At 67.2% G+C, this 20,008-nt stretch carries 15 protein-coding genes and 1 pseudogene; 8 read left to right on the plus strand and 8 right to left on the minus strand.

Annotated features, from left to right (window positions below):
- The 3 genes and pseudogenes from LXN01_RS13180 to LXN01_RS13190 form a co-directional block, all read right to left on the minus strand.
- A pseudogene (locus LXN01_RS13180) lies at positions 1 to 434 on the minus strand (hypothetical protein); the annotation flags it as partial.
- Between the two features lie 295 nt (positions 435 to 729).
- A complete protein-coding gene (locus LXN01_RS13185) occupies positions 730 to 1,782 on the minus strand; it encodes a TIGR01906 family membrane protein (protein WP_236865868.1) in 1,053 nt (350 codons plus the stop codon).
- Between the two features lie 111 nt (positions 1,783 to 1,893).
- A complete protein-coding gene (locus LXN01_RS13190; RefSeq protein WP_236865869.1) occupies positions 1,894 to 2,817 on the minus strand; it encodes an AEC family transporter in 924 nt (307 codons plus the stop codon).
- A gap of 183 nt (positions 2,818 to 3,000) precedes the next feature.
- Between LXN01_RS13190 and hrpA the strand changes: the two genes are divergently transcribed.
- Positions 3,001 to 7,035, plus strand: coding sequence for an ATP-dependent RNA helicase HrpA (gene hrpA, locus LXN01_RS13195; protein WP_236865870.1), 4,035 nt, complete (start codon positions 3,001 to 3,003; stop codon positions 7,033 to 7,035).
- A 72-nt stretch (positions 7,036 to 7,107) separates the two neighbouring features.
- Here the strand turns inward: hrpA and LXN01_RS13200 are convergent, their stop codons facing one another.
- The 5 genes from LXN01_RS13200 to LXN01_RS13220 all read right to left on the minus strand — a co-directional run bounded on the left by LXN01_RS13200 (position 7,108) and on the right by LXN01_RS13220 (position 10,829).
- Positions 7,108 to 8,340 carry an RNA polymerase sigma factor gene (locus LXN01_RS13200; protein ID WP_236865871.1) on the minus strand — a complete coding sequence of 411 codons (1,233 nt, stop codon included), beginning with the start codon at positions 8,338 to 8,340 and terminating at the stop codon, positions 7,108 to 7,110.
- Positions 8,337 to 8,660, minus strand: a complete 324-nt coding sequence (locus LXN01_RS13205; protein ID WP_236865872.1) for a YciI family protein — start codon at positions 8,658 to 8,660, stop codon at positions 8,337 to 8,339. The genes LXN01_RS13200 and LXN01_RS13205 overlap by 4 nt, the downstream gene beginning before the upstream one ends.
- 113 nt (positions 8,661 to 8,773) lie before the next feature.
- Positions 8,774 to 9,397 (minus strand): dihydrofolate reductase family protein, encoded by a 624-nt coding sequence (locus tag LXN01_RS13210; RefSeq protein WP_236865873.1) that lies wholly within the window; start codon positions 9,395 to 9,397, stop codon positions 8,774 to 8,776.
- 76 nt (positions 9,398 to 9,473) lie between these two features.
- Positions 9,474 to 10,124 (minus strand): dihydrofolate reductase family protein, encoded by a 651-nt coding sequence (locus tag LXN01_RS13215; RefSeq protein ID WP_236865874.1) that lies wholly within the window; start codon positions 10,122 to 10,124, stop codon positions 9,474 to 9,476.
- A 309-nt stretch (positions 10,125 to 10,433) separates the two neighbouring features.
- The gene (locus LXN01_RS13220) at positions 10,434 to 10,829 is read right to left on the minus strand and encodes a hypothetical protein (RefSeq protein ID WP_236865875.1); all 396 of its coding nucleotides are present in this window, start codon (positions 10,827 to 10,829) and stop codon (positions 10,434 to 10,436) included.
- A 317-nt stretch (positions 10,830 to 11,146) separates the two neighbouring features.
- Between LXN01_RS13220 and LXN01_RS13225 the strand changes: the two genes are divergently transcribed.
- From LXN01_RS13225 to LXN01_RS13255, 7 genes are all read left to right on the plus strand, one after another.
- Positions 11,147 to 12,676 (plus strand): MFS transporter, encoded by a 1,530-nt coding sequence (locus tag LXN01_RS13225; protein ID WP_236865876.1) that lies wholly within the window; start codon positions 11,147 to 11,149, stop codon positions 12,674 to 12,676.
- Between the two features lie 48 nt (positions 12,677 to 12,724).
- Complete coding sequence (locus tag LXN01_RS13230) at positions 12,725 to 14,320, plus strand: peptide chain release factor 3 (protein WP_236865877.1); 1,596 nt, start codon at positions 12,725 to 12,727, stop codon at positions 14,318 to 14,320.
- 133 nt (positions 14,321 to 14,453) lie between these two features.
- Positions 14,454 to 15,539, plus strand: a complete 1,086-nt coding sequence (locus LXN01_RS13235; protein WP_236865878.1) for an inositol-3-phosphate synthase — start codon at positions 14,454 to 14,456, stop codon at positions 15,537 to 15,539.
- A 96-nt stretch (positions 15,540 to 15,635) separates the two neighbouring features.
- Positions 15,636 to 17,216 carry an AbgT family transporter gene (locus LXN01_RS13240; protein WP_236865879.1) on the plus strand — a complete coding sequence of 527 codons (1,581 nt, stop codon included), beginning with the start codon at positions 15,636 to 15,638 and terminating at the stop codon, positions 17,214 to 17,216.
- Between the two features lie 215 nt (positions 17,217 to 17,431).
- Positions 17,432 to 18,235: a Bax inhibitor-1/YccA family protein gene (locus tag LXN01_RS13245; protein ID WP_236865880.1), complete on the plus strand. Its 804-nt coding sequence runs from the start codon at positions 17,432 to 17,434 to the stop codon at positions 18,233 to 18,235.
- 4 nt (positions 18,236 to 18,239) lie between these two features.
- A complete protein-coding gene (locus LXN01_RS13250) occupies positions 18,240 to 18,554 on the plus strand; it encodes a hypothetical protein (RefSeq protein ID WP_236865881.1) in 315 nt (104 codons plus the stop codon).
- Between the two features lie 216 nt (positions 18,555 to 18,770).
- A complete protein-coding gene (locus LXN01_RS13255; RefSeq protein WP_236865882.1) occupies positions 18,771 to 19,952 on the plus strand; it encodes an MFS transporter in 1,182 nt (393 codons plus the stop codon).
- Positions 19,953 to 20,008 lie beyond the last annotated feature (56 nt).

A 20,008-nucleotide genomic window follows, 5' to 3' on the forward strand; every position in this document is an offset into this window, starting at 1 on the left:
GTTCGGCGGAGCGTTTCGGCTGCTCGCAGCAACGCGACGGCTTCCTGGTCGGAGGTGGTGCCGGCGGTCGCTGTCACCATTCCGGTGTGTTCGGACAGCGCGTCGAGGACAGTCAGCAGGCCGGGTGCGGCTGACTCCAGATGAACCTGCGTGGTCGCATCCAGCAGTCCCGACCTGACAGGGTGCCCCGCCGGATTCGCGGCATCGGCCGACGCTTCGGGAGGGGAGGCGGCAACGCTGACGCCAGCGCTGGTGCCGAAGTCAGCCGGCGCCTCGGGAGCGGCGTCATTCTCAGGTGCGGCCGGCGCCTCGGGAGCGGCGCTGCCTCCGGGTGGGGTGGGGACATCGTCGGGGATCGGTCTGCTGGGAGGTTCGGCCTTGGCGACCAGCGCGGCCAGAACCTGCTTGACGTTATCGGGATCGATCAGGGTCATGGGGGAACCTCCGATGCTCGTACCCCAACCCTATCAACAATAGAACACGAATAGAACAGTAATGCGGATAAAGTTGTCCCAATTTCCATGCGGCATTCTGTTGGTCGAATCAGCTGAATGATGAGCGGGGCCGGGTGGTAGGGGAAAACCACCCGACCCCGAGTCTTGGTGTCGGTGCTGACTCGTCGTCAGCTCCTATTCAGCAGAAGTTTCAGTCCGGCCGCACGCTTCGGGCCGGACCGCACGCCTCAGTTCGAACGCATTGCGAGGCCAGGCCGGATACCACGTCTCAGCCTCACGCTGCGGCGGAACGGGCTGCTCGCCGGCGTCTGGCGCCGACGAAAGTGAGAATCAGGGGGAGCAGTGAACCGAGCAGAACGATGACTCCGACTGCAATTCCTGCGTCCATCCAGAACTCAGCCGGGAAGAGGCGGATGAGCGCGTCGTCCAGGTAGAACTGCCACGTTCCCTCCTCGAAGAAGAGGGCATGGAAGCCGGTGAAGAACTGGTCCCAGCCGGTGAAAGCGAGCACTCCTGCCGCGATCGCAGCGAGCAGCGTGAGAATGGCTCCGAAGCGGATGCCGTGACGAATGCCCGGACCGGTGCGCCGGGACAGGTAAAGGGCGAACACGATGCCGACGATTGCCGCGATGATCGCGACCAGGTACAGCAGTGTCACGAGCGATTTCACATCAGCCATGTGGGAGATCTCTTCCGGGCCGAACACCGGAACACCGTTGGGCAGCACGACATCGGAGAGGTACCGGCTCGAGTCGAGGTTGTTCAGATAGTCGACGACATAGGAGCCATAGTGGAGGCGGTCCTCCGGAGTGAATCCGTAGTTGTCGGCGGGGAACCCCGGTCTGTAGAAGTACTCGAATTTGAGGAAGAATCCGGACGCCACTGCTCGGACCGCGAGTGCTGCGAGCACGAAGGGCATGGCCAATGTGATCCAGATGGTCCCGATGACGTCGAGGACCCCGAATCCGCGCGACTCCGGCACATCCACGTCCCTCGACTTCTCGGACCGGGAAGGCGCCGAGGTGCGAGCGGCACTGCCGGACGCCGCTGGACTCGCAGCAGGACCGGTGCCGCTGAGCATCGCCCATTCCTCATCGGAGAGCATTGCCGGCTTGGCGCTGGTCTGGGCCGCTGCCGGCGAGGCGCCGGAGGGATGGACCTCGCGCGTCGGCTCGGGTTCGTCATGAAGGGGGTCGAAGGCCTGAGTGTCCTCGAGGTGCGAACCGGAGGCAGAGTCACCGGACCGAGCCGCCGCGTTCGGTTCGGAGCCCGAACTCAAGCGCCGCGACATCAGGTCATCGGTGTTCTTCGGTTCATCAGTAGCCACGCCTCCATTGTTCGCCCCATCCAAGTGCGGGCGGGGGACCGACACGCGGATGCGGCGAACTCGCGGGCGGGGAGCGACGGTCGGAGCAGACCGCGGTCAGCCGTTCGAAGCTCACCCGAACAGCACTGCCACGACGAGAATCGTCGGCACCGACAGCACGGTGGTGATGAAGACAGCATCCCGAGCCAGGCGTTCGGACTGGTTGTATTCCAGCGAGTAGATGTACACGTTCTGAGCCGTCGGCAGGGCGGAGGTGACGACGATCCCCATCAGATCGAGTCCTGAGTACCCCAGCAGCGGACCGCCGACCACCCAGGCGATGAGCGGCTGCGCGATCAGCTTGAGCGTGGTGATCATCGTCAGCTGCGAGCGGGCGCCCGGCACCGGCAGCTGCCAGCCGTCCTTGAGCGAGATGCCGAATGCCAGCAGCGCGCCCGGAACCGCAATCGCGGCGAGCATGCTCACCGGCTCGTGCACCACGCCGGGCAGCCGGATGCCCGTCAGTGAGGATGCGACGCCGATCGCCGCGCCGATCACGATCGGATTGCGCAGCACCACCACGACCGCCTTCCACCATTCGCCGCCCGCTCCTGGCCGGGTCGAGTCGAGGAGCGCCATGCTGACCGGCGCGAGCACGATGAGCTGGAACAGCAGCACGGGAGCGACGTAGCTCAGGTCGCCGAGCACATAGGTGGCGATGGGGATGCCGAGGTTGCCGATGTTGACGTAGCTCACCGACATCGCGCTGATCGTCGATTCGCCCAGGCTGCGCCTGCGCACTGCCTTGGTGAGGACGAATGCCGCGATCCCGACGAGCAGGGCTGAGCCGCCGGTGGCCACCAGCGCCGACGAGAAGATCATTCCGATCTCGGTCTCCGCCAGGGTGATGTAGAGCAGCGCGGGAGTGGCCGCGTAGAACACGAGCTTGGCGATGACCTGCTGCCCGGTAGGACCGAGCACGCCCGTGCGACCGAGGATGAATCCCGTGAGTATGACGACGCTGATGACGCCGAAACCCTCGAGAACTCCGATCACTGTGCCCTGTCCCTTCCCTGCCCCCGCCCCTTCTCTGCCCCGTCCAAGAGTAGACCTGCGACGGCGACCGCCTGCGCCCGCCGTCGCCCTGCCGGTTGCAGAGGCGACCGAGGGCCCCGACTGCAGCGCCCGACCGTCCTCGTGGAAATCCGTGCCCGCCCCTGCCGGTACCCTGGTGGGGACATGAGCGAGCATCGAAAGACCCGGTCATCCTCCCGCCGGAATCCGCGCAGCAGGGGTCGCGACCCGCGCAGGCGTGACACGGCGCAGCGCACGGCCCGCCTGCAGGAGGCACGGCGTTCGGTTCGACCGACGATCACCTACCCGCCGCAGCTGCCGGTCAGCGAGCAGCGGGATGCCATCGCGGAGGCGATCCGCGACAACCAGGTCGTCGTCATCGCCGGTGAGACCGGGTCCGGCAAGACCACTCAGATCCCGAAGATCTGCCTGGAGCTCGGCCTCGGAATCGACGGACTCATCGGCCACACCCAGCCGCGCCGGATCGCGGCCCGCGCTGTTGCCGGCCGGCTGGCCGAGGAACTCGACCAGGAGCTGGGGGAGGGCATCGGCTACCAGGTGCGCTTCACCTCGCAGGTCGCCGACAGCACGCGCGTCAAGGTGATGACCGACGGCATCCTGCTGGCGGAGCTGCAGCACGACAAGTTCCTGAGCGACTACGAAGTCCTCATCATCGACGAGGCTCACGAACGCAGCCTCAACATCGACTTCCTGTTGGGCTTCCTCGCCCGGCTGCTGCGCAAGCGCAGCGATCTCAAGGTGATCATCACCTCGGCGACGATCGATCCGGAATCATTCGCCGCCCACTTCGATGACGCTCCCGTCATCCGCGTCTCCGGGCGGACCTACCCCGTCGAGGTCCGCTACCGCCCACTGGACCCGGACGCAGGGGAGGCAGACGACGACTCGGACGGACCCGGCGACGACGGCGCCTATGAAGCCGGCGCGATGGACCAGACCGAGGGGATCCTCGCAGCATTCGACGAGCTCGCCGCGGAGGAGCCGGGCGACATCCTCGTCTTCCTGTCGGGAGAGCGCGAGATCCGCGACACCGCCGAGGCGCTCACCGGACACCTCAGCAGGCGCGGCGGCCGCCATGCGCAGTGGGAGATCGTGCCGCTGTTCGCCCGGCTCTCGGCAGGCGAACAGCAGCGAGTGTTCGCCCCGCACTCCCGGCCTCGCGTGGTGCTGGCCACCAACGTCGCGGAGACCTCCTTGACGGTGCCGGGCATCAAGTACGTCATCGATGCCGGCACGGCGCGGATCTCCCGCTACTCCAACCGCACCAAGGTCCAGCGGCTGCCCATCGAGCGCATCTCGCAGGCAAGCGCGAACCAGCGCAAGGGCCGTTGCGGACGAACCAGCGACGGCATCTGCATCCGCCTGTACTCGGAGGAGGACTTCGAATCCCGGCCCGAGTACACCGACCCGGAGATCCTGCGGACGAACCTCGCCAGTGTCATCCTGCAGATGAGCGCGCTCGGATTCGCCGAGCGGGAATCCGATATCAGCGCCTTCCCCTTCCTCACTCCGCCCGACCCCAAAGCGGTTCGCGACGGTCGCGTGCTCCTGGGCGAACTCGGCGCGCTGCAGACCGACGAGGGCCGGATCCGGCTGACCGGAATCGGGCGCAAGCTCTCCCGGCTGCCCATCGACCCGCGGCTGGCCCGCATGCTGCTCGCCGGGGCAGAGGCCGGATGCGGCGGAGAGTTGGCGGTCATCGTCGCCGGGCTGTCCATCCAGGATCCCCGGGAGCGCCCCACCGAAGTCCGTGCGGAGGCGGACGCCCAGCACGCGCGCTTCCGGCACGACACGAGTGACTTCCTGGCCCTGCTCAACCTGTGGAACTACCTCAGCGACTCCGCTGCGGCTCTTTCCTCGTCGAAGTTCCGCCGCCAGTGCAAGTCCGAATTCATCAACTTCGTGCGGGTGCGCGAATGGCAGGACCTCGTCGGCCAGCTGCGCTCGCTGCTGGGCAACACCGGCGTCCACATCGAGCGGGCGAGTTGGCGGCCGCTCGATGCGGACACGGAGGCAGCCGGGTCCCGGCGTAGCCAACAGCGCCGCGGACAGGGCGGGAAGAAGGCTGCGCTGTACGACGACGAGGCCGTCCAGATCCACCGGGCTCTGCTGACCGGCCTCCTGTCGATGATCGGCGTGCGCACGGCCGACGGCCGCGAGTACCAGGGAGCTCGCGGGACCCGGTTCGCGATCTTCCCCGGCTCGGGGCTGTTCAAGACCAGGCCCGAGGTCGTGATGTCGGCCGAGCTCGTGGAGACCTCCCGGCTGTGGGCCAGGACCGTGGCTGCAGTCGAGCCCGAGTGGGTCGTCGAGGCCGCAGGACCCCTGGCAGTGCGGCAGCACAGCGAGCCCCACTGGTCGCAGAAGACCGGCTCGGCCATGGCCTACGAGAAGGTCTCCCTCTACGGTGTCGCCCTGATCTCCGACCGTCGGGTGGGCTACGGGAAGATCGACCCCGAAGTCTCCCGCGAACTCTTCATCCGCCATGCGCTGATCGACGGTGAGTGGCGCGACCGGCATGCCTTCCTGGCGCGCAACGCCGCCGCCGTGGCGGAGGCGGAGGACCTCGCATCGCGGATCCGCAACCGCCGGCTGCTGGCCGAGGACGAAGTGCTGTTCGACTTCTACGACTCCCGGCTGCCGGAGACGATCGTCTCCGGGGCCCATTTCAACAGCTGGTGGAAGAAGAAGCGGCAGCACGAGCCCGAGTACCTCGACATCCAGGTCGATGCTCTTCTGAGCGAGGATTCGGCGGAGCTCGCCTCGCAGGCAGCCGAGGACTTCCCGCTGGAATGGCCGCTGCCCGACGGCAGCGCCGCGGTTCTGCGGTACGCCTATGCCCCCGGCTCGAACGCCGACGGCGTGACGGTGGAGATCCCGGCCGAATCGCTGCCCGCGGTGGAGTTCGACGAGTTCACCTGGCAGGTGCCCGGTCTGCGCCATGAGCTCGTCACCGCCCTCATCCGGTCGCTGCCCAAGGCGAAGCGCAGATATTTCGTCCCGGCCCCGGACGTCGCCGCCGAGGTGCTCGCCGGCCTGACGCCGTATGAGGGCAGGCTTCCCGAGGTGCTCGCCGCCGAACTCACCGCGCGTGCCGGGGGAGGGGAGCTCACCGACCTGGTCCCGATCACGATCTCCGCCGACGACTTCGACCTCGGCCGCCTCCCGTCCCATCTGGTCATGGAGTTCGCCGTGCGGCAGGGGAACTCGTTGAGCCGTCCCACGACGGATGTGGGGGCTCTGCTGGAGACGACCCCCGCCCCGAAGCCGGTCGAACGCGCGCAGCGCTCGGGCGGTTTCCAGCCCCGCGAGCGCATCACCAGCTGGGACTTCGTGCTCGACCTCGAACCGGTCGGCACGGGCGGCAGCACGCAGGTGTATCCGGGACTCCGGGACGACGCGGACTCCGTCGCACTCACCGCCTGGCCCGATGAGACTCGAGCACGCCTCGGCACCCGCAACGGCCTGCTGCGGCTGCTCGCGCTGTCGCTTGCCGACCGGACCGACTACGTCGCCGACCACCTGTCGAACTCCGAGAAGCTCGTGATCGCCGGCAACGCGCAGGGCCGACCGGACATCCTCCAGTCGTGTGCACGCGTCGCGGTCGACAGCCTCGTCGGCGCTGAGGTCGAGGTGCGCACTCCGGAGCAGTTCTCCCGGCTGCGCGCTGAGGTGGACGCGCAATTCATCCCCGCATGCACCTCGGCGGTGGGTCTGGCCGTCGGCATCTTCGAACGGGCTGAGAGAGTGCGCAGGTCAGTGTCGAAGGCCTCGTCACTGGTCCTGCTGCAGAATCTCACCGAGCTCAAGGAGTGGCTGGGAGACCTGCTCGCCGCGGATTTCCTGACCACCACTCCCGCTGCCCACCTGCACCGCATCCCGGTCTACCTCGATGCGGCACTGTTTCGAGTCGAGAAGATGCAGGAGTCGCCCACGCGCGACAAGCAGCTGATGGATCGAGTGCACGTGATCAGCGCGAAGGTCGACAAGGCGCTGGAGGCGCGGTTCCGCGAAACCCGCGGGCTGCCGATCGGGCGGCGGTCCATGATCCTGCCCCCGGAGTGGTCAGCGCTGCTGTGGGACATCGAGGAGCTGCGGGTGAGCCTGTTCGCCCAGCACCTGGGAACCAGCCATCCGGTCAGCGAGCAGCGGATCGCGAAAGCACTCGCTCGCCTCTGACGGGGGCTTCCGGTCACGGGCAGGTCCGTCCGGGGCGTGGCACCTCGTCACGGCAGCTCGTCACGGCGGTGCTCATGGCAGCTCGTCACGACGGCGCGTCAGATGGGCGATCTCGGCGGTATTGCCGGCCAGCTCGATGGCACGGTCGTACGCCGCACGCGCTGCCTCGCAGCGGTCCAGCCGACGCAGCAGGTCCGCGCGAGTGGCGTGATAGGCGTGATACCCGCCCAGGGAGTCCTTGAGGCGCTCGACAGCCGCCAACGCCACCGCGGGATCGTCGCGCTCTGCGATGGCGACGGCTCGGTTCAGGGCGATGATCGGCGACGGGTCGAGCCGGACGAGCCGGTCGTAGAGCCCGACGACCAGCGACCAGTCGGTGTCCTCTGCCCTGCGCGCGGAGGTGTGCACCGCGTTGATCGCGGCGAGGAGCTGATAGCGGCCGGGTGCCGTCCCGGTGGCCAGGCGCTCTCTGACCAGTCGGTGCCCCTCGGCGAGCAGCGCTGCGTCCCACGCTCCCCGGTTCTGCTCGTCGAGTGTGATCAGCTCGCCATCGGCGGTGACGCGAGCGGCGCGGCGCGCCTCGGTGAGCAGCATCAGAGCCAGCAGGCCGATGACCTCGCCATCCTCCGGCAGCAGAGTCCGCACCAAGCGGGTGAGCCGGATCGCCTCGGCGGTCAGGTCAGGGCGCACCGGGTCGGCGTCGCACCCGGTGGCCAGGTACCCCTCGTTGAAGACGAGGAACAGCACGGCGAGCACGCCGGAGACGCGGGCCGGGAGATCCGCCGCCGACGGCACCCGATACGGGATGCGGGCCGTCTTGATCTTGGACTTCGCACGGGTGATCCGCTGCCCCATGGTGCTCTCCTGCACCAGGAATGCGCGGGAGATCTCCGGCACGGTCAGGCCGGCGACCAGACGCAGAGTCAGTGCCACCCGCGCCTCCATCGACAGCGCGGAGTGACAGCAGGTGAAGATCAGCCGGAGCCGATCATCATCGATCGCTCCCAACGGCTGGGCGGGAACGTCCTCGAACAGCATCTGGGCCTCCGCCTGCTTGTCGCCGCGCTTGGCCTCGCGCCGGATCCGATCGATGGCCTTCCGGTAGGCCGTGGTGGTCAGCCAGGCTCCCGGATTGGGAGGCACGCTGTCGGCAGGCCACCGTTCGACGGCCGCCGCGAACGCCTCGGCCGCGGAATCCTCGGCGAGATCGAGATCACCGAGGCGTCGCGCCAGAGTGGCAACCACCCGGGCCCATTCGTCATGGAAGACCTGGGTGATCGCCTGCTGGACGTCGCCTCTGCTCACAGGAACGGCCGCACCTCGAGTTTCCGGTTGCAGACCTTCGATCCCTCGGTCGCGAGCGCCAGCGCCTCGTCGAGATCCGCGGCTTCCAGGATCCAGAATCCGGCGAGATGCTCTTTGGATTCGAGGAACGGACCATCGGTGATCAGAGGTTCGTCGCCCCGGTTGTCGACGACGGTGGCCGAGCTCGGATCTGCGAGGCCGCCCGCGAATATCCAGTTCCCCGCCTCCCTCAGCCGATCGTTGAACTCGTGGATGGCTGCCATCTCCTCGTCGGTGGCGAGCCCGGCGGTGTCGTCGATCACGGAAACCAGGTAATGCATCCCACATCATCTCCTGTGGCTGGGGACTCCCGCGGGCGGGCGTCCGCTGTTCTGGTCAAGAACACCCTTCCCCCAATCCGACCTCACCCCCCACTCCTGCCGCAAGACCGGATTCAGCCATGCAAGGCGGGCCGGTAGGCGAGCTCGTGACCGGATTCACCATGCAGGAAGGGCTGGTAGGTGAGCTCCTGGATGTGCCCGTCGAACGTCCGGCTGGCGAGCAGCTCGAGATCGAAGTCGTCCGCACCCCGGAAGATCGGCTCGGTTCCGGTCCGGCCGGAAACCACTGGGAAGATCGTCACCTGGAGGCGGTCGACGAGACCGGCGGCCATCAGCGACCGGTTCATCGACAGGCTGCCGTGCGAACGCAAGGGCACCTCGGACTGCTCCTTGAGCGAAGCGACGACGTCGACGGCGTCGCCATTCGCGCAGGTTGCATTCGGCCACGCGAGCGGTCCGGCAAGTGTGGTCGACACCACCGTTGCCGGCAGATCCAGCATCGCGGTGACCCAGGGATCGCCCGTGCCCGTGTCCTCCGGGTGCGAACCCCGCATCTGCACGAACTTCCGGAAGGTGGCGGATCCGAAGACCATCCGGGTTGCTCCGCCGTACATGGACAGACGGTGGGCGAGCAGTTCGGGGCCCTGCTTGCCCCAGTAGCCGCCCCAACCGCCGCCGCTGTAGGAGCCGAAGCCGTCGAGGGTGGAGAAGACGTCGAAGGTGTAGGTCGCAGTCATGGGAATCTCCTCGTGAAGGTCATGGGGTGTGAAGGTCAAATGGGTGTGTCAGTGCAGGTGGAGGATCTCGAGGCCCTCACCGGCCTTCTTCGCCGGCGTTCGCCTCGGACATGGCAGGCGCGTAGCGGGGACGTCCGTGGGGCCGGAAGACGTGCAGCGCGATGCCGTTCGCGGTGGATCGCGACGCGACGAGGTCGAGCGCCATATCCGGCCCGGTGTCGGGAAACAGGCGGGCGCCCTGTCCGACCACCACCGGGTAGATGAGCAGGGTGATCTCGTCGACCAGCTGGTGGGCGAGCAGCCAGCGCACCACGCTGAGGCTGCCGTGCACCTGCAGCTCGCCCCCCGGCGCGGCTTTCAGCCCTCGGACGGCGGCCAGCGTGTCACCGGACAGGACCGTGGTGCCCTCCCACTGCGGGTGGGCCAGGGTGTTCGATACGACATACTTCGGACGCCTGTTCAGCGCGGAGCTGATCGGGTTGTCGCCCTCGTTCGTTCCCCACGTGCCCGATCCCCAGGAGCCGGCGAACACGTCGTAGGTCCTGCGCCCGAGCAGGAACGCGTCGGCACGCTGGTAGAGCTGTCCGAGGTACGCCTCGGTTTCCTCGTCGAACAGCGGCATCGCCCATCCGCCGCGTTCGAATCCGCCGCGACGGTCTTCGTCCGGGCCGCCGAGGCCCTGCATGACTCCGTCGACAGTGACATTCGTGATGGTCGTGAGCTTCATGATTGGCATCCCCTTCCAGGCGGCATCGTTGATGGCCGCTCTCACCATTGCTACGAATGCTTCACTGCAGATCCGACAAGGTGTCCGGAAAATCTGTTCAGGAGGTTTCCGCATGCAGAAGGTGTACGCAAAGAGACACCACCCGGAGGGGTTCGGGAAGGCGACGAGGGGACCGGTCGGAATCGTCCGGCGAGCGGCGACGTGCTCCGCGCTCCGCCGGTGACTTCCGGAACACGCTCCGGACGGTGACTTCCGGAACACGCTCCGGACGGTGACTTCCGGATCACGCTCCGACGGCTGACTCCCGATTCACGCTCCGCCGGTGAAACCGAACAGCACCCAGCTCAGCGGCAATAGGCCCGCGCAGCCGACCGTGGCCAGCGCCGAGCCGATCCGCCACCGCCAGCCGGATCGCCGGAATCCGATCCACAGACACACGAGCGTGCCGACGAGGCCCACGAACCCGGCGATGGCCATCAGCACGAGACCGATCACTGTCCCGGTGTCGGTCCCCAATGCCACGACGTAGAACCCGATCTGACCGATGAGCAGCGAGAATTCGATCGACAGCCACAGCAGCGGGAGCGCGGCAAGTGCTGCCAGGATGAGCGGCAGACGCCGCAGCCACCGGTCCGCGCGCTTCGGATCGCCGGCAGCCCGCGAGTACTCCTCTTCGTCCTCCATCACGCTCCAGAGTAGCGTCACAGCCCTGCTGGAGAGTCGTTCAGATCACGTCTGAGCCGGGGAATGAACCTCCATGGAGCGGCGTTGTCCGAAGCTGACGCTCATCGAACGCGTGCTTCCCATCCCCGATCCGCTTGCCGCAAATCATGTGTGCCCGCGCGTCTTCGATAGCTCCCACTCTGCCCATCCGGTGGCTGCCTCAGGTCTGAGAGCCGAGCAGCCGCGGCTCGAAGCAGAGCGCTGCTGCCGCGTCGCGGAGCAGATCAACCCATGCCGAGCATCGGCATTCATCAGCTGCGCTTCCGCAGCAGAACTGCACCAGGAAATTGGAGACCACCATGGCCCGAGCACGCTCCAGCGAGGTGATGACCGCTACGTCCGTCGAAGCCCGCACCCCACTCCTCACCGAACTGCCCGTGGATTCCGAGGCGCCCCGACTGCTCGGGGAGACCTCGACGACTGCCGAGTCGCCCGAGCTGGGCGAGCCGACGCCTCGGGCCGCCGATTCCCGGATCACCCCGCGGAAGACGCGGGCCGCCATCGCCAGATCCGTTGTCGCCCGACGGACGGTCGGTGCGATGAGAGCCGCTGTCGGTGCGCCTGCGGCCAGGCGCACGGTCGGCGCGGTCAAGGCCGCGCTGGGCAAGCGCGCCACGGCGACAGCCGGAGAGCCGATGAGCATGCGCGCTGCCGTGCCGGCGATCTTCGCACTGGCGCTCGGCGGCTTCGGGATCGGCGTCGCAGAGTTCGCCACGATGGGGCTGCTGCCCTACATCGCTGACGACTTCGGCGTGTCCATGACCCAGGCGAGCCATTCGGTGACGCTCTACGCGCTCGGCGTGGTCGTCGGCGCACCGCTCATCACCGCTCTGGCAGCAAAGATGGAGCGCAAATCGCTGCTGCTGGGCCTCGCCGCGCTCTTCGTCATCGGCAGCATCGTCTCGACCGCAGCGCCGACGCTCGAGCTGATGCTGGCCGCGCGGTTCCTCAACGGACTGCCGCACGGCGCGTTCCTGGGGATCGCGGGAATCGTCGCTGCAGGACTGGTGCCGGAGAACCGCAGGGCCACCGCGCTGGCAGGGGTGTCGCTCGGACTCCCGGTGGCCAACATCCTCGGCGTTCCCGCGGCCGCTGCGCTGGGTGCGACCATGGGCTGGCGCGCGGCTTTCGCGATGATCGCGGTGGCGGGCGTCATCACCCTGCTCGCGGTATTCGTCCTCGTCCCGAACATCAGCGCTCCCAAGCAGACGGCCTCGACCCGCAGCGAGCTCAGCACCCTCAAACGTCCGCAGGTGGTCATCACCCTCGTTGCCGGTGCCATCGGGTTCGGCGGAGTGTTCGCCGTGTACACCTTCATCGCTCCGACCATGACCGAGGTCGCGGGGCTGTCGGCGACCCTGATCCCGTGGGTGCTGGTGTGCTACGGCGTCGGCCAGACGCTCGGTGCGATCATCGCCGGGCCACTCGTGGACAAGTCGATCGAGAAGTCGGCGCTGGCAGGCATCATCGGCGTCGGGGTCGTGCTGCTGATCCTCGGCTCCTTCACCCACGTCGGGACGATCGCCGTGTGCTGCGTCCTGTTCATGGGACTTGTCGGGTCCATCTTCACCACTGCCCTGCAGGCGCGGCTGCTGCGGGAGAGCCGCGACGCCCCGTCGCTCAGCGCTGCGATGAACCATGGGTCCTTCAACTTCGCCAATGCCTTGGGCGCGTTCCTCGGGGGAGTCGTGATCGAGTCCACGCTGGGCTACCGTGCGCCGGCGCTGCTCGGAGTCGGTCTCACCCTCGTGGGCCTGACAGTGATGAGCATCGGCGTCGTGACCCGCAGGCGCTCGACGACCCGCACCGTCATTCCGCTCGATGGCTGAGGCAGGGGTGCGGAGCCGCGCCGGCCGGCCGCACGGTAGACTGTTTCGGTGACTTCCGGGGCAGACATCAGCGCACAGACCGTTCGAGAAGAGGCAGCGCGCAGGCGCACCTTCGCAGTCATCTCCCATCCCGACGCCGGAAAGTCGACCCTGACCGAGGCGCTCGCGCTCCACGCGCGGGTGATCGGGCAGGCGGGCGCAACTCACGGCAAGGCGGGGCGGCGATCGACTGTCTCCGACTGGATGAAGATGGAGCAGGACCGCGGCATCTCGATCTCCTCGGCGGCCCTCCAGTTCGAGTACCGCGATGCAGTCATCAACCTCCTCGACACCCCCGGTCACGCGGACTTCTCCGAGGACACCTATCGGGTGCTGTCGGCCGTGGACTGCGCCGTCATGCTCGTCGACGCCGCGAAAGGCCTCGAGGTGCAGACCATGAAGCTGTTCGAGGTCTGCCGTCACCGCAAGATCCCGATCATCACCGTCATCAACAAGTGGGACCGCCCGGGCAACGACGCGCTCGCCCTGATGGACGAGGTGTTCGAGCGCACCGGGCTGACCCCGACCCCGCTCACCTGGCCGGTCGGCCAGTCCGGCGATTTCCGCGGCGTGCTCAACCGCGCGGACAGCACCTACACCAAGTTCACCCGCACCGACGGCGGTGCCACCATCGCCGGCGAGGAGACGATGGCCGCCGCTGCCGCCGAGGCGCTCGAGGGCACCGCATGGACCGACGCCGTCGAGGAGAGCGACCTGCTCGACCTCGAGGACCAGAACCATGATCAGGACGCATTCCTCGCCGGCCGGACCACCCCGGTGATGTTCGCCTCGGCAGTCCTCAACTTCGGAGTCCACAAACTCCTCGACACCCTCGTCGACATCGCTCCCGCCGCCGAGGCGCGCCTCGACAAGAATGACCAGCCGCGCCCCGTCGACGCCCCGTTCTCCGGGTTCGTGTTCAAGGTGCAGGCGGGCATGGACGCGAACCACCGCGACCGGCTCGCCTACATCCGGGTGTGCTCGGGCGTGTTCGAGCGCGGCATGGTGGTCACCCACGCAGCCACCGGCAAGCCCTTCGCCACGAAGTACGCGCAGCAGGTCTTCGGTCGCGACCGGGAAGTCATCGACACCGCCTTCCCCGGCGATGTGGTGGGGCTCGTCAACGCCTCGGCGCTGCGCGTCGGGGATTCGCTGTACCTTGACGAGAAGGTGGAGTTCCCGGAGATCCCGACCTTCTCGCCGGAGCATTTCATGGTCATCCGGGCGAAGGACTCCTCGAAGTACAAGCAGTTCAGACGCGGGATCCAGCAGCTCGATCACGAAGGCGTCGTGCAGGTGCTCCGCTCAGATCTGCGCGGCGACCAGGCGCCGGTGCTCGGTGCCGTCGGGCCGATGCAGTTCGAGGTCGCCGAGGATCGGATGGAAGGCGAGTTCAATGCGCCGTGTCGGATGGAACGGCTCGCCTACACGATCGCCCGGCGCACCACCCCGGAATGCGTTCCGACGCTGGCCAGGGAGCGCTCGGTCGAAGTCCTGTCGCGTTCCGACGGGGAGCTGCTGGCGCTGTTCTCCGATCGCTGGCGGTTGCAGGGAGTGCAGCGCGAGCACCCGGACCTCGTGCTCGAGCCGCTCGTGGTGTCGTGAGTCCGAGCCGGGTGCTTTGGCTCCCGGATACTGGCCGGTTTACGATAGGTAGTCGTGCCTGATGCCTTGCCGGAGAAACTGACGTTTCGAGTCCGGCCCTATTGTTCAGGTTCTAGAAGGAGAGATCGACCAAGTGGGAAATAATCCGATCCGCGTCGCCATTGCCGGGCTGGGCAATTGCGCGACGTCGTTGATTCAGGGCGTCGAATACTACAAGGACGCCGCCGTCGATGAGAAGATTCCCGGCCTCATGCACGTGAACTTCGGCGACTACCACGTGGGCGATCTCGACTTCGTCGCCGCATTCGACGTCGACGCCAAGAAGGTCGGGCTCGACATCGCGGACGCTCTCGCCGCAGGGCAGAACAACACCATCACGATCGCCGAGGTGCCCGCCACCGGTGTCGAGGTGCAGCGCGGCCCCACGCTGGACGGCCTCGGCAGGTACTACCGCGAGACGATCGAGGAGTCCGCCGCGGAACCTGTCGATGTGGCAGCGGTGCTGAGCGAGCGCGAGGTCGACGTGCTCGTGTGCTACCTCCCCGTCGGCTCCCAGGAGGCCACGGAATACTACGCGCAGGCCGCACTCGACGCGAAGGTCGCCTTCGTGAACGCGCTTCCCGTCTTCATCGCCGGCACCAAGGAGTGGGACGACAAGTTCCGCGCCGCGGGCGTGCCGATCGTCGGCGACGACATCAAGAGCCAGATCGGCGCGACCATCACCCACCGGGTCATGGCCAAGCTCTTCGAGGACCGCGGAGTCGTTCTCGACCGCACGTATCAGCTCAACGTCGGCGGGAACATGGACTTCAAGAACATGCTCGAGCGGGAACGGCTGGAGTCGAAGAAGATCTCCAAGACGCAGGCTGTCACCTCGAACACCACTGCGCGCCTTGCCGCGCGGGACGTCCACATCGGCCCCAGCGACTACGTCGAATGGCTGGACGACCGCAAATGGGCGTTCGTGCGCCTGGAGGGCCGGAACTTCGGCGATGCCCCGGTCTCGCTCGAGTACAAGCTCGAGGTGTGGGATTCGCCGAACTCGGCGGGCGTCATCATCGACGCCGTCCGGGCGGCCAAGATCGGCCTCGATCGCGGCATCGGGGGAGCGCTGATCTCCGCGTCCTCGTACTTCATGAAGTCCCCGCCGGAGCAGTGCTCCGACGAGTCCGCGCATGAGGCTGTCGAGGCATTCATCCGCGGAAATCTCGAGCGCTGACCTGCGCCGACCCTTCGGGGGCGGGTACACTTCTTCGGCGGTGACCACTCGTGGTCGCCGTGAAGGCTGACCGCTCCCGACCCCCGAAGGATCCCCATGTCCCCCTCGAGCCGGCGCACTGTCACCGCGCCGAAAACCGATGATCTCAACTGGCTGATGCGGGCCCTGGTCTTCATCGAGAAGGCCGGCAACAAGCTCCCGCACCCGTTCTGGCTCTTCCTGGGCCTCGCCGCCCTCGTGATGATCCTGTCCTGGTTCCTCGCCGAGGCCGGGGTGTCGGCGGTGAATCCCGCTGACGGCGACACGGTCACCGTCGTCAACCTCCTCTCCCAGGAGAGCCTGCGGGAGATCGTCTCCAACGTCGTCACGAACTATGTGACCTTCCCTGCCCTCGGCCTCGTGCTCGTCGTGCTGTTCGGCGTCGCCGTCGCCGAGCGCTCGGGCCTGATCCCCACGCTCATGCGCTCGGCGCTGACGAATGTCTCGCCGCGCTGGATCACCCTCATCGTCGCCCTGGTGGGGGCGGCAGGCTCGATGGCCTCCGATGCGGCCTACATGATCGTCATCCCGCTGGGCGGGCTGGCGTTCAAGGCGGTGGGCCGCAACCCGGTGATCGGCATCGCGGTCGCCTACGCCGCCACCTCCGGTGGCTACTCCGCAGCCCCCTTCGTCAATTCTCTCGATGCCATCCTCGGCGGCATCTCCACCGCGGCCGCCCACATCATCGACGAGAGCTACACCGTCACCCCGGTGGCGAATCTCTACTTCAACTTCGTGTCGATGTTCGCGGTTGCGCTGGCCGTCACCCTGGTCACCGAGCTGCTGCTGACCAAGCGCGGAGACCAGCTGGAGCTCACCGAGGAAGATGTGCCCGAGGGGCAGGACGCCGATCTCAGCCAGCGGGTGACGCCGGTGGAGAAGCGCGGCATGATCGTCGCCCTCATCACCCTTCTCGCATGCGTCGCGCTCATCGTCGCCCTGGCCTGGCCCGCGAACTCCTTCCTGCGCGATGCCGAAGGCGGTTTCGGGCCGGAGTCGGGGCTGATGGCCGGCATCGCGGCGATCATCGGCTTCGGCTTCTTCGTCATCGGCATCTCCTACGGTGTGGCCACCGGCTCCATCCGCAGCGCAAACGACATCCCGGAGATGATGGTCAAGGGCGTGGCGCCGTTCGTGACGGTGCTCGTGCTGTTCTTCGCCGCGGCGCAGTTCCTGGCGCTGTTCCGGATGTCCGCCCTCGGTGAGATCCTCGCGATCAAGGGCGCCGAGCTGTTCCAGAGCCTCGGGGCGAGCTCGCTGGTGATCCTGCTCGGCGCCTGGCTGCTGGTCGCCCTCGGCGCCCTCTTCATCACCTCGGGATCGGGACTGTGGACGCTGATGGCGCCGGTGCTGGTGCCGATGCTCATGCTGCTGGGCATCTCGCCCGAGACCACCCAGGCGGTCTACCGGATCGGTGATTCGACGACCAACATCATCTCGCCGATGAGCCCGTACTTCGTCATGGTGCTCGGCTTCCTCCAGCGGTACAAGAAGGACGCGGGAATCGGCACCCTGCTGTCCCTGACGATCCCGCTCTCGATCGGCATGTTCGTCATCTGGGGCATGCTCTTCTTCGCGTGGTGGGCGCTCGGGATCCCCTGGGGTCCCGGTGCCGAGATCAGCTACAGCCTGCCCTGAATCGACAGGCACGGTGGCACCGGGCGGCACGACGGTGGCACCGGGGCGGCGGAGAGATCCGCCGCCCCGGTGCGTGTGCAGGGAGGGACGCGGTGCGAGCCGGACAGCGGCGAAATGGTCGGTAACGGTTCGGAGTCGGGTGCCTCGTGAAGGTGATTTGTCAGCTTCCGCCGATAGGATTGTTCGCAGTCACCACTCCATTCGAAAGGAACTCGATGAGCAACCCGCTTGTCCGCCGAGGTCTCGAGCAGGGGATCCAGGCCGGGCGCTCTCAGCCCCCGACCCCCTCGGCTCAGGAACTCGACCAGATGTACCGGATGCCGGCCGCGCAGCCGCGCATCCCGCAGTCCGAGCGCGTGATGACCTACGACGACGTGCTCATGAAGACGGCGGCATGCTTCGGCGTGCTGCTCGTGGGAGCGCTCGTCGGCTGGTTCGTTCCCGTGCTGGCTCTTCCCGCGGCGCTGGTGGCGCTGGTGCTGGGTCTCGTCAACGCCTTCAAGAAGGAGCCCAGCCCCGGCCTGATCCTGGCCTACGCCGCGATCGAGGGCGTGTTCCTCGGCGGCATCTCCGGCATCTTCGAGGCGTCCTTCCCGGGAATCGTGGTGCAGGCCGTGCTGGCCACGCTGTGTGTATTCGGGCTGATGTTCGCGCTGTTCAAGTTCAAGGTCATCCGGATGAGCGCGCGATTCACCAAGTTCCTCATGCTCGCCGTCGGCGGGTACGCGATCTTCTCGATCGTGAACTTCTTCTTCGCGATGTTCACCGGCTCCGGCGGCGCCCGCAGTGTTGAGATCACCTTGTTCGGGATCACCATGCCGCTGGGTGTCGTCATCGGCATCGTCGCAGTGGTGCTCGCCTCGTTCACGCTGGTCGCCGACTTCCAGATGATCGAGCAGGGAGTGCAGCACCGGATCCCGGAGAGGTACTCCTGGACCTGCGCGTTCTCTCTCATGGTCACGCTCGTGTGGCTCTACATCGAGATCCTGCGACTGCTGTCGTACTTCAGGAACGACTGAGACCATGAATGACACCCTGGCGGCGGATCTCCATGCGGAGGTCCGCCGTCTGCGCATTCGCGTGGCGGGCTTCGACTCCGCCGCCCTCGATCTGCGGACTTCGCGGAGCCGCACGCGGCGCGCGGCGATCCGCAGCGCACTTGCCAGACTCTCGGACGCCGGGGCCGGGAGCAGGCTCGTGCCCGAGCTGGAGGACCGGGTGCTCGCCGACCAGCTCGTCGTCCTCCTCACCGACTGCTCTCCCGAGTACGGAGCGACCGAGGCGATGACGAAGCAGGCACTTGCCATCGCCCGTGACCTGCGGGTGGAGCTGGGCTGAGCTGTGCCGCGGAGGCGGTCCCGGCCCGACGGGTCCCGGCCCGACGGGTGCCGGCCGGACGGGTCCCGACCGGACGGGACCCGGGCCAAGAATTCGAGTGCAAGTCCTCGCCGTTCGGCGTGAGATAGGTCTCACCGACCGAGATAAGCGTCAGCTCTGACTGGTTTGCGAGTACTGTGGGCATGGTCACAGCGAACAGGAGGAGGGGCGGGCGCCGTGCACAACGGGCAGCGACTGTGGTCCAAGGACTTCATCCTCGCGCTCGGCGTGGCCAGCTTCCTCTCGTTCGTCTTCTATCTGCTCATCACCACGATGGCCGAGTATGCAGCGGTCCGCTTCGGCGCCTCCGACATGCTCGCCGGCTTCGCTGCCAGCGCCTTCGTGGTCGGAGCCCTGGCCGCCCGGATCGTCACCGGGGTGTTCCTCGACGTCGTCGGCCGCTATCGGGTCCTCATCGTGGGCGTGGGCGCTTCGGTGGCGGCCACGCTGCTGTACCTTCCGGTGGACGGGCTCTGGACCCTCATCGCGGTGCGCATTCTCCACGGCATCACCTTCGGCACCGGACACACCGCCATCATGGCGTCCGTCCAGAGCATCATCCCGGAAGCGCGGCGCGCGGAGGGCACTGGATACTTCTCGACCTCGACCACGCTGGCGGCCGCGCTGGGGCCGTTCCTCGCTCTCTTCCTCATCCGCGACCACGGTTATGAGTGGCTGTTCATCGCCTCGGCGAGCTTCTCCCTCATCGGCTTCATCGGCCTGCTGTTCCTGCGGATCCCCGAGAGCGCCTCCGGCGTCGGGAGGCGGGTGAGCCGCAGATCCTTCCGGCCGTCCAACCTCCTCGATCCCGCAGGGCTGCGGATCGGGTCGATCATGTTCCTGGCCGGTATCGCCTACTCCTCGATCATGGCGTTCCTCACGGGTTACACAGCCTCGCTCGGGATGGCCGATGCGGCCCCCTACTTCTTCCTCTCCTTCGCAGTCTTCTCGCTGGCTGCGCGCCTGACCCTGGGACGAGTCCAGGACCGATTCGGTGACAACGTCGTGATCTACCCGCTCTTCAGCGCCTTCTTCACGGCGATGATGCTGGTGATGTTCGCCCAGTCGCCCTGGATGATCGCGGCGGCAGGGGTCTTCGCAGGCGTCGGCTTCGGTTCGCTGATGTCGAGCACTCAGGCGATCACGATCTCCGCCGCCGGACCGGCTCGGGTGGGAGTGGCGACCTCGACGTACTTCCTCATGATGGACCTCGGGTTCGGACTCGGGCCGGTGGTCCTGGGCAAGATCGTCGGCCGCTTCTCCTACGAGGCGATGTACGCGTTCGCCGCGAGCGTGGTGGTCATCGCCGGGCTGCTCTACTTCCTCGTCCACGGGAGGTCGGCGGGTCGGCGGCGGTGAGCTGCCGGTAGGATGGTCCGGTCGTGGCGTCCGAACCGGTCGTCCGCACCTGCCCC

This window comes from Brevibacterium daeguense (assembly GCF_021729135.1).
GTDB lineage: Bacteria > Actinomycetota > Actinomycetes > Actinomycetales > Brevibacteriaceae > Brevibacterium > Brevibacterium daeguense.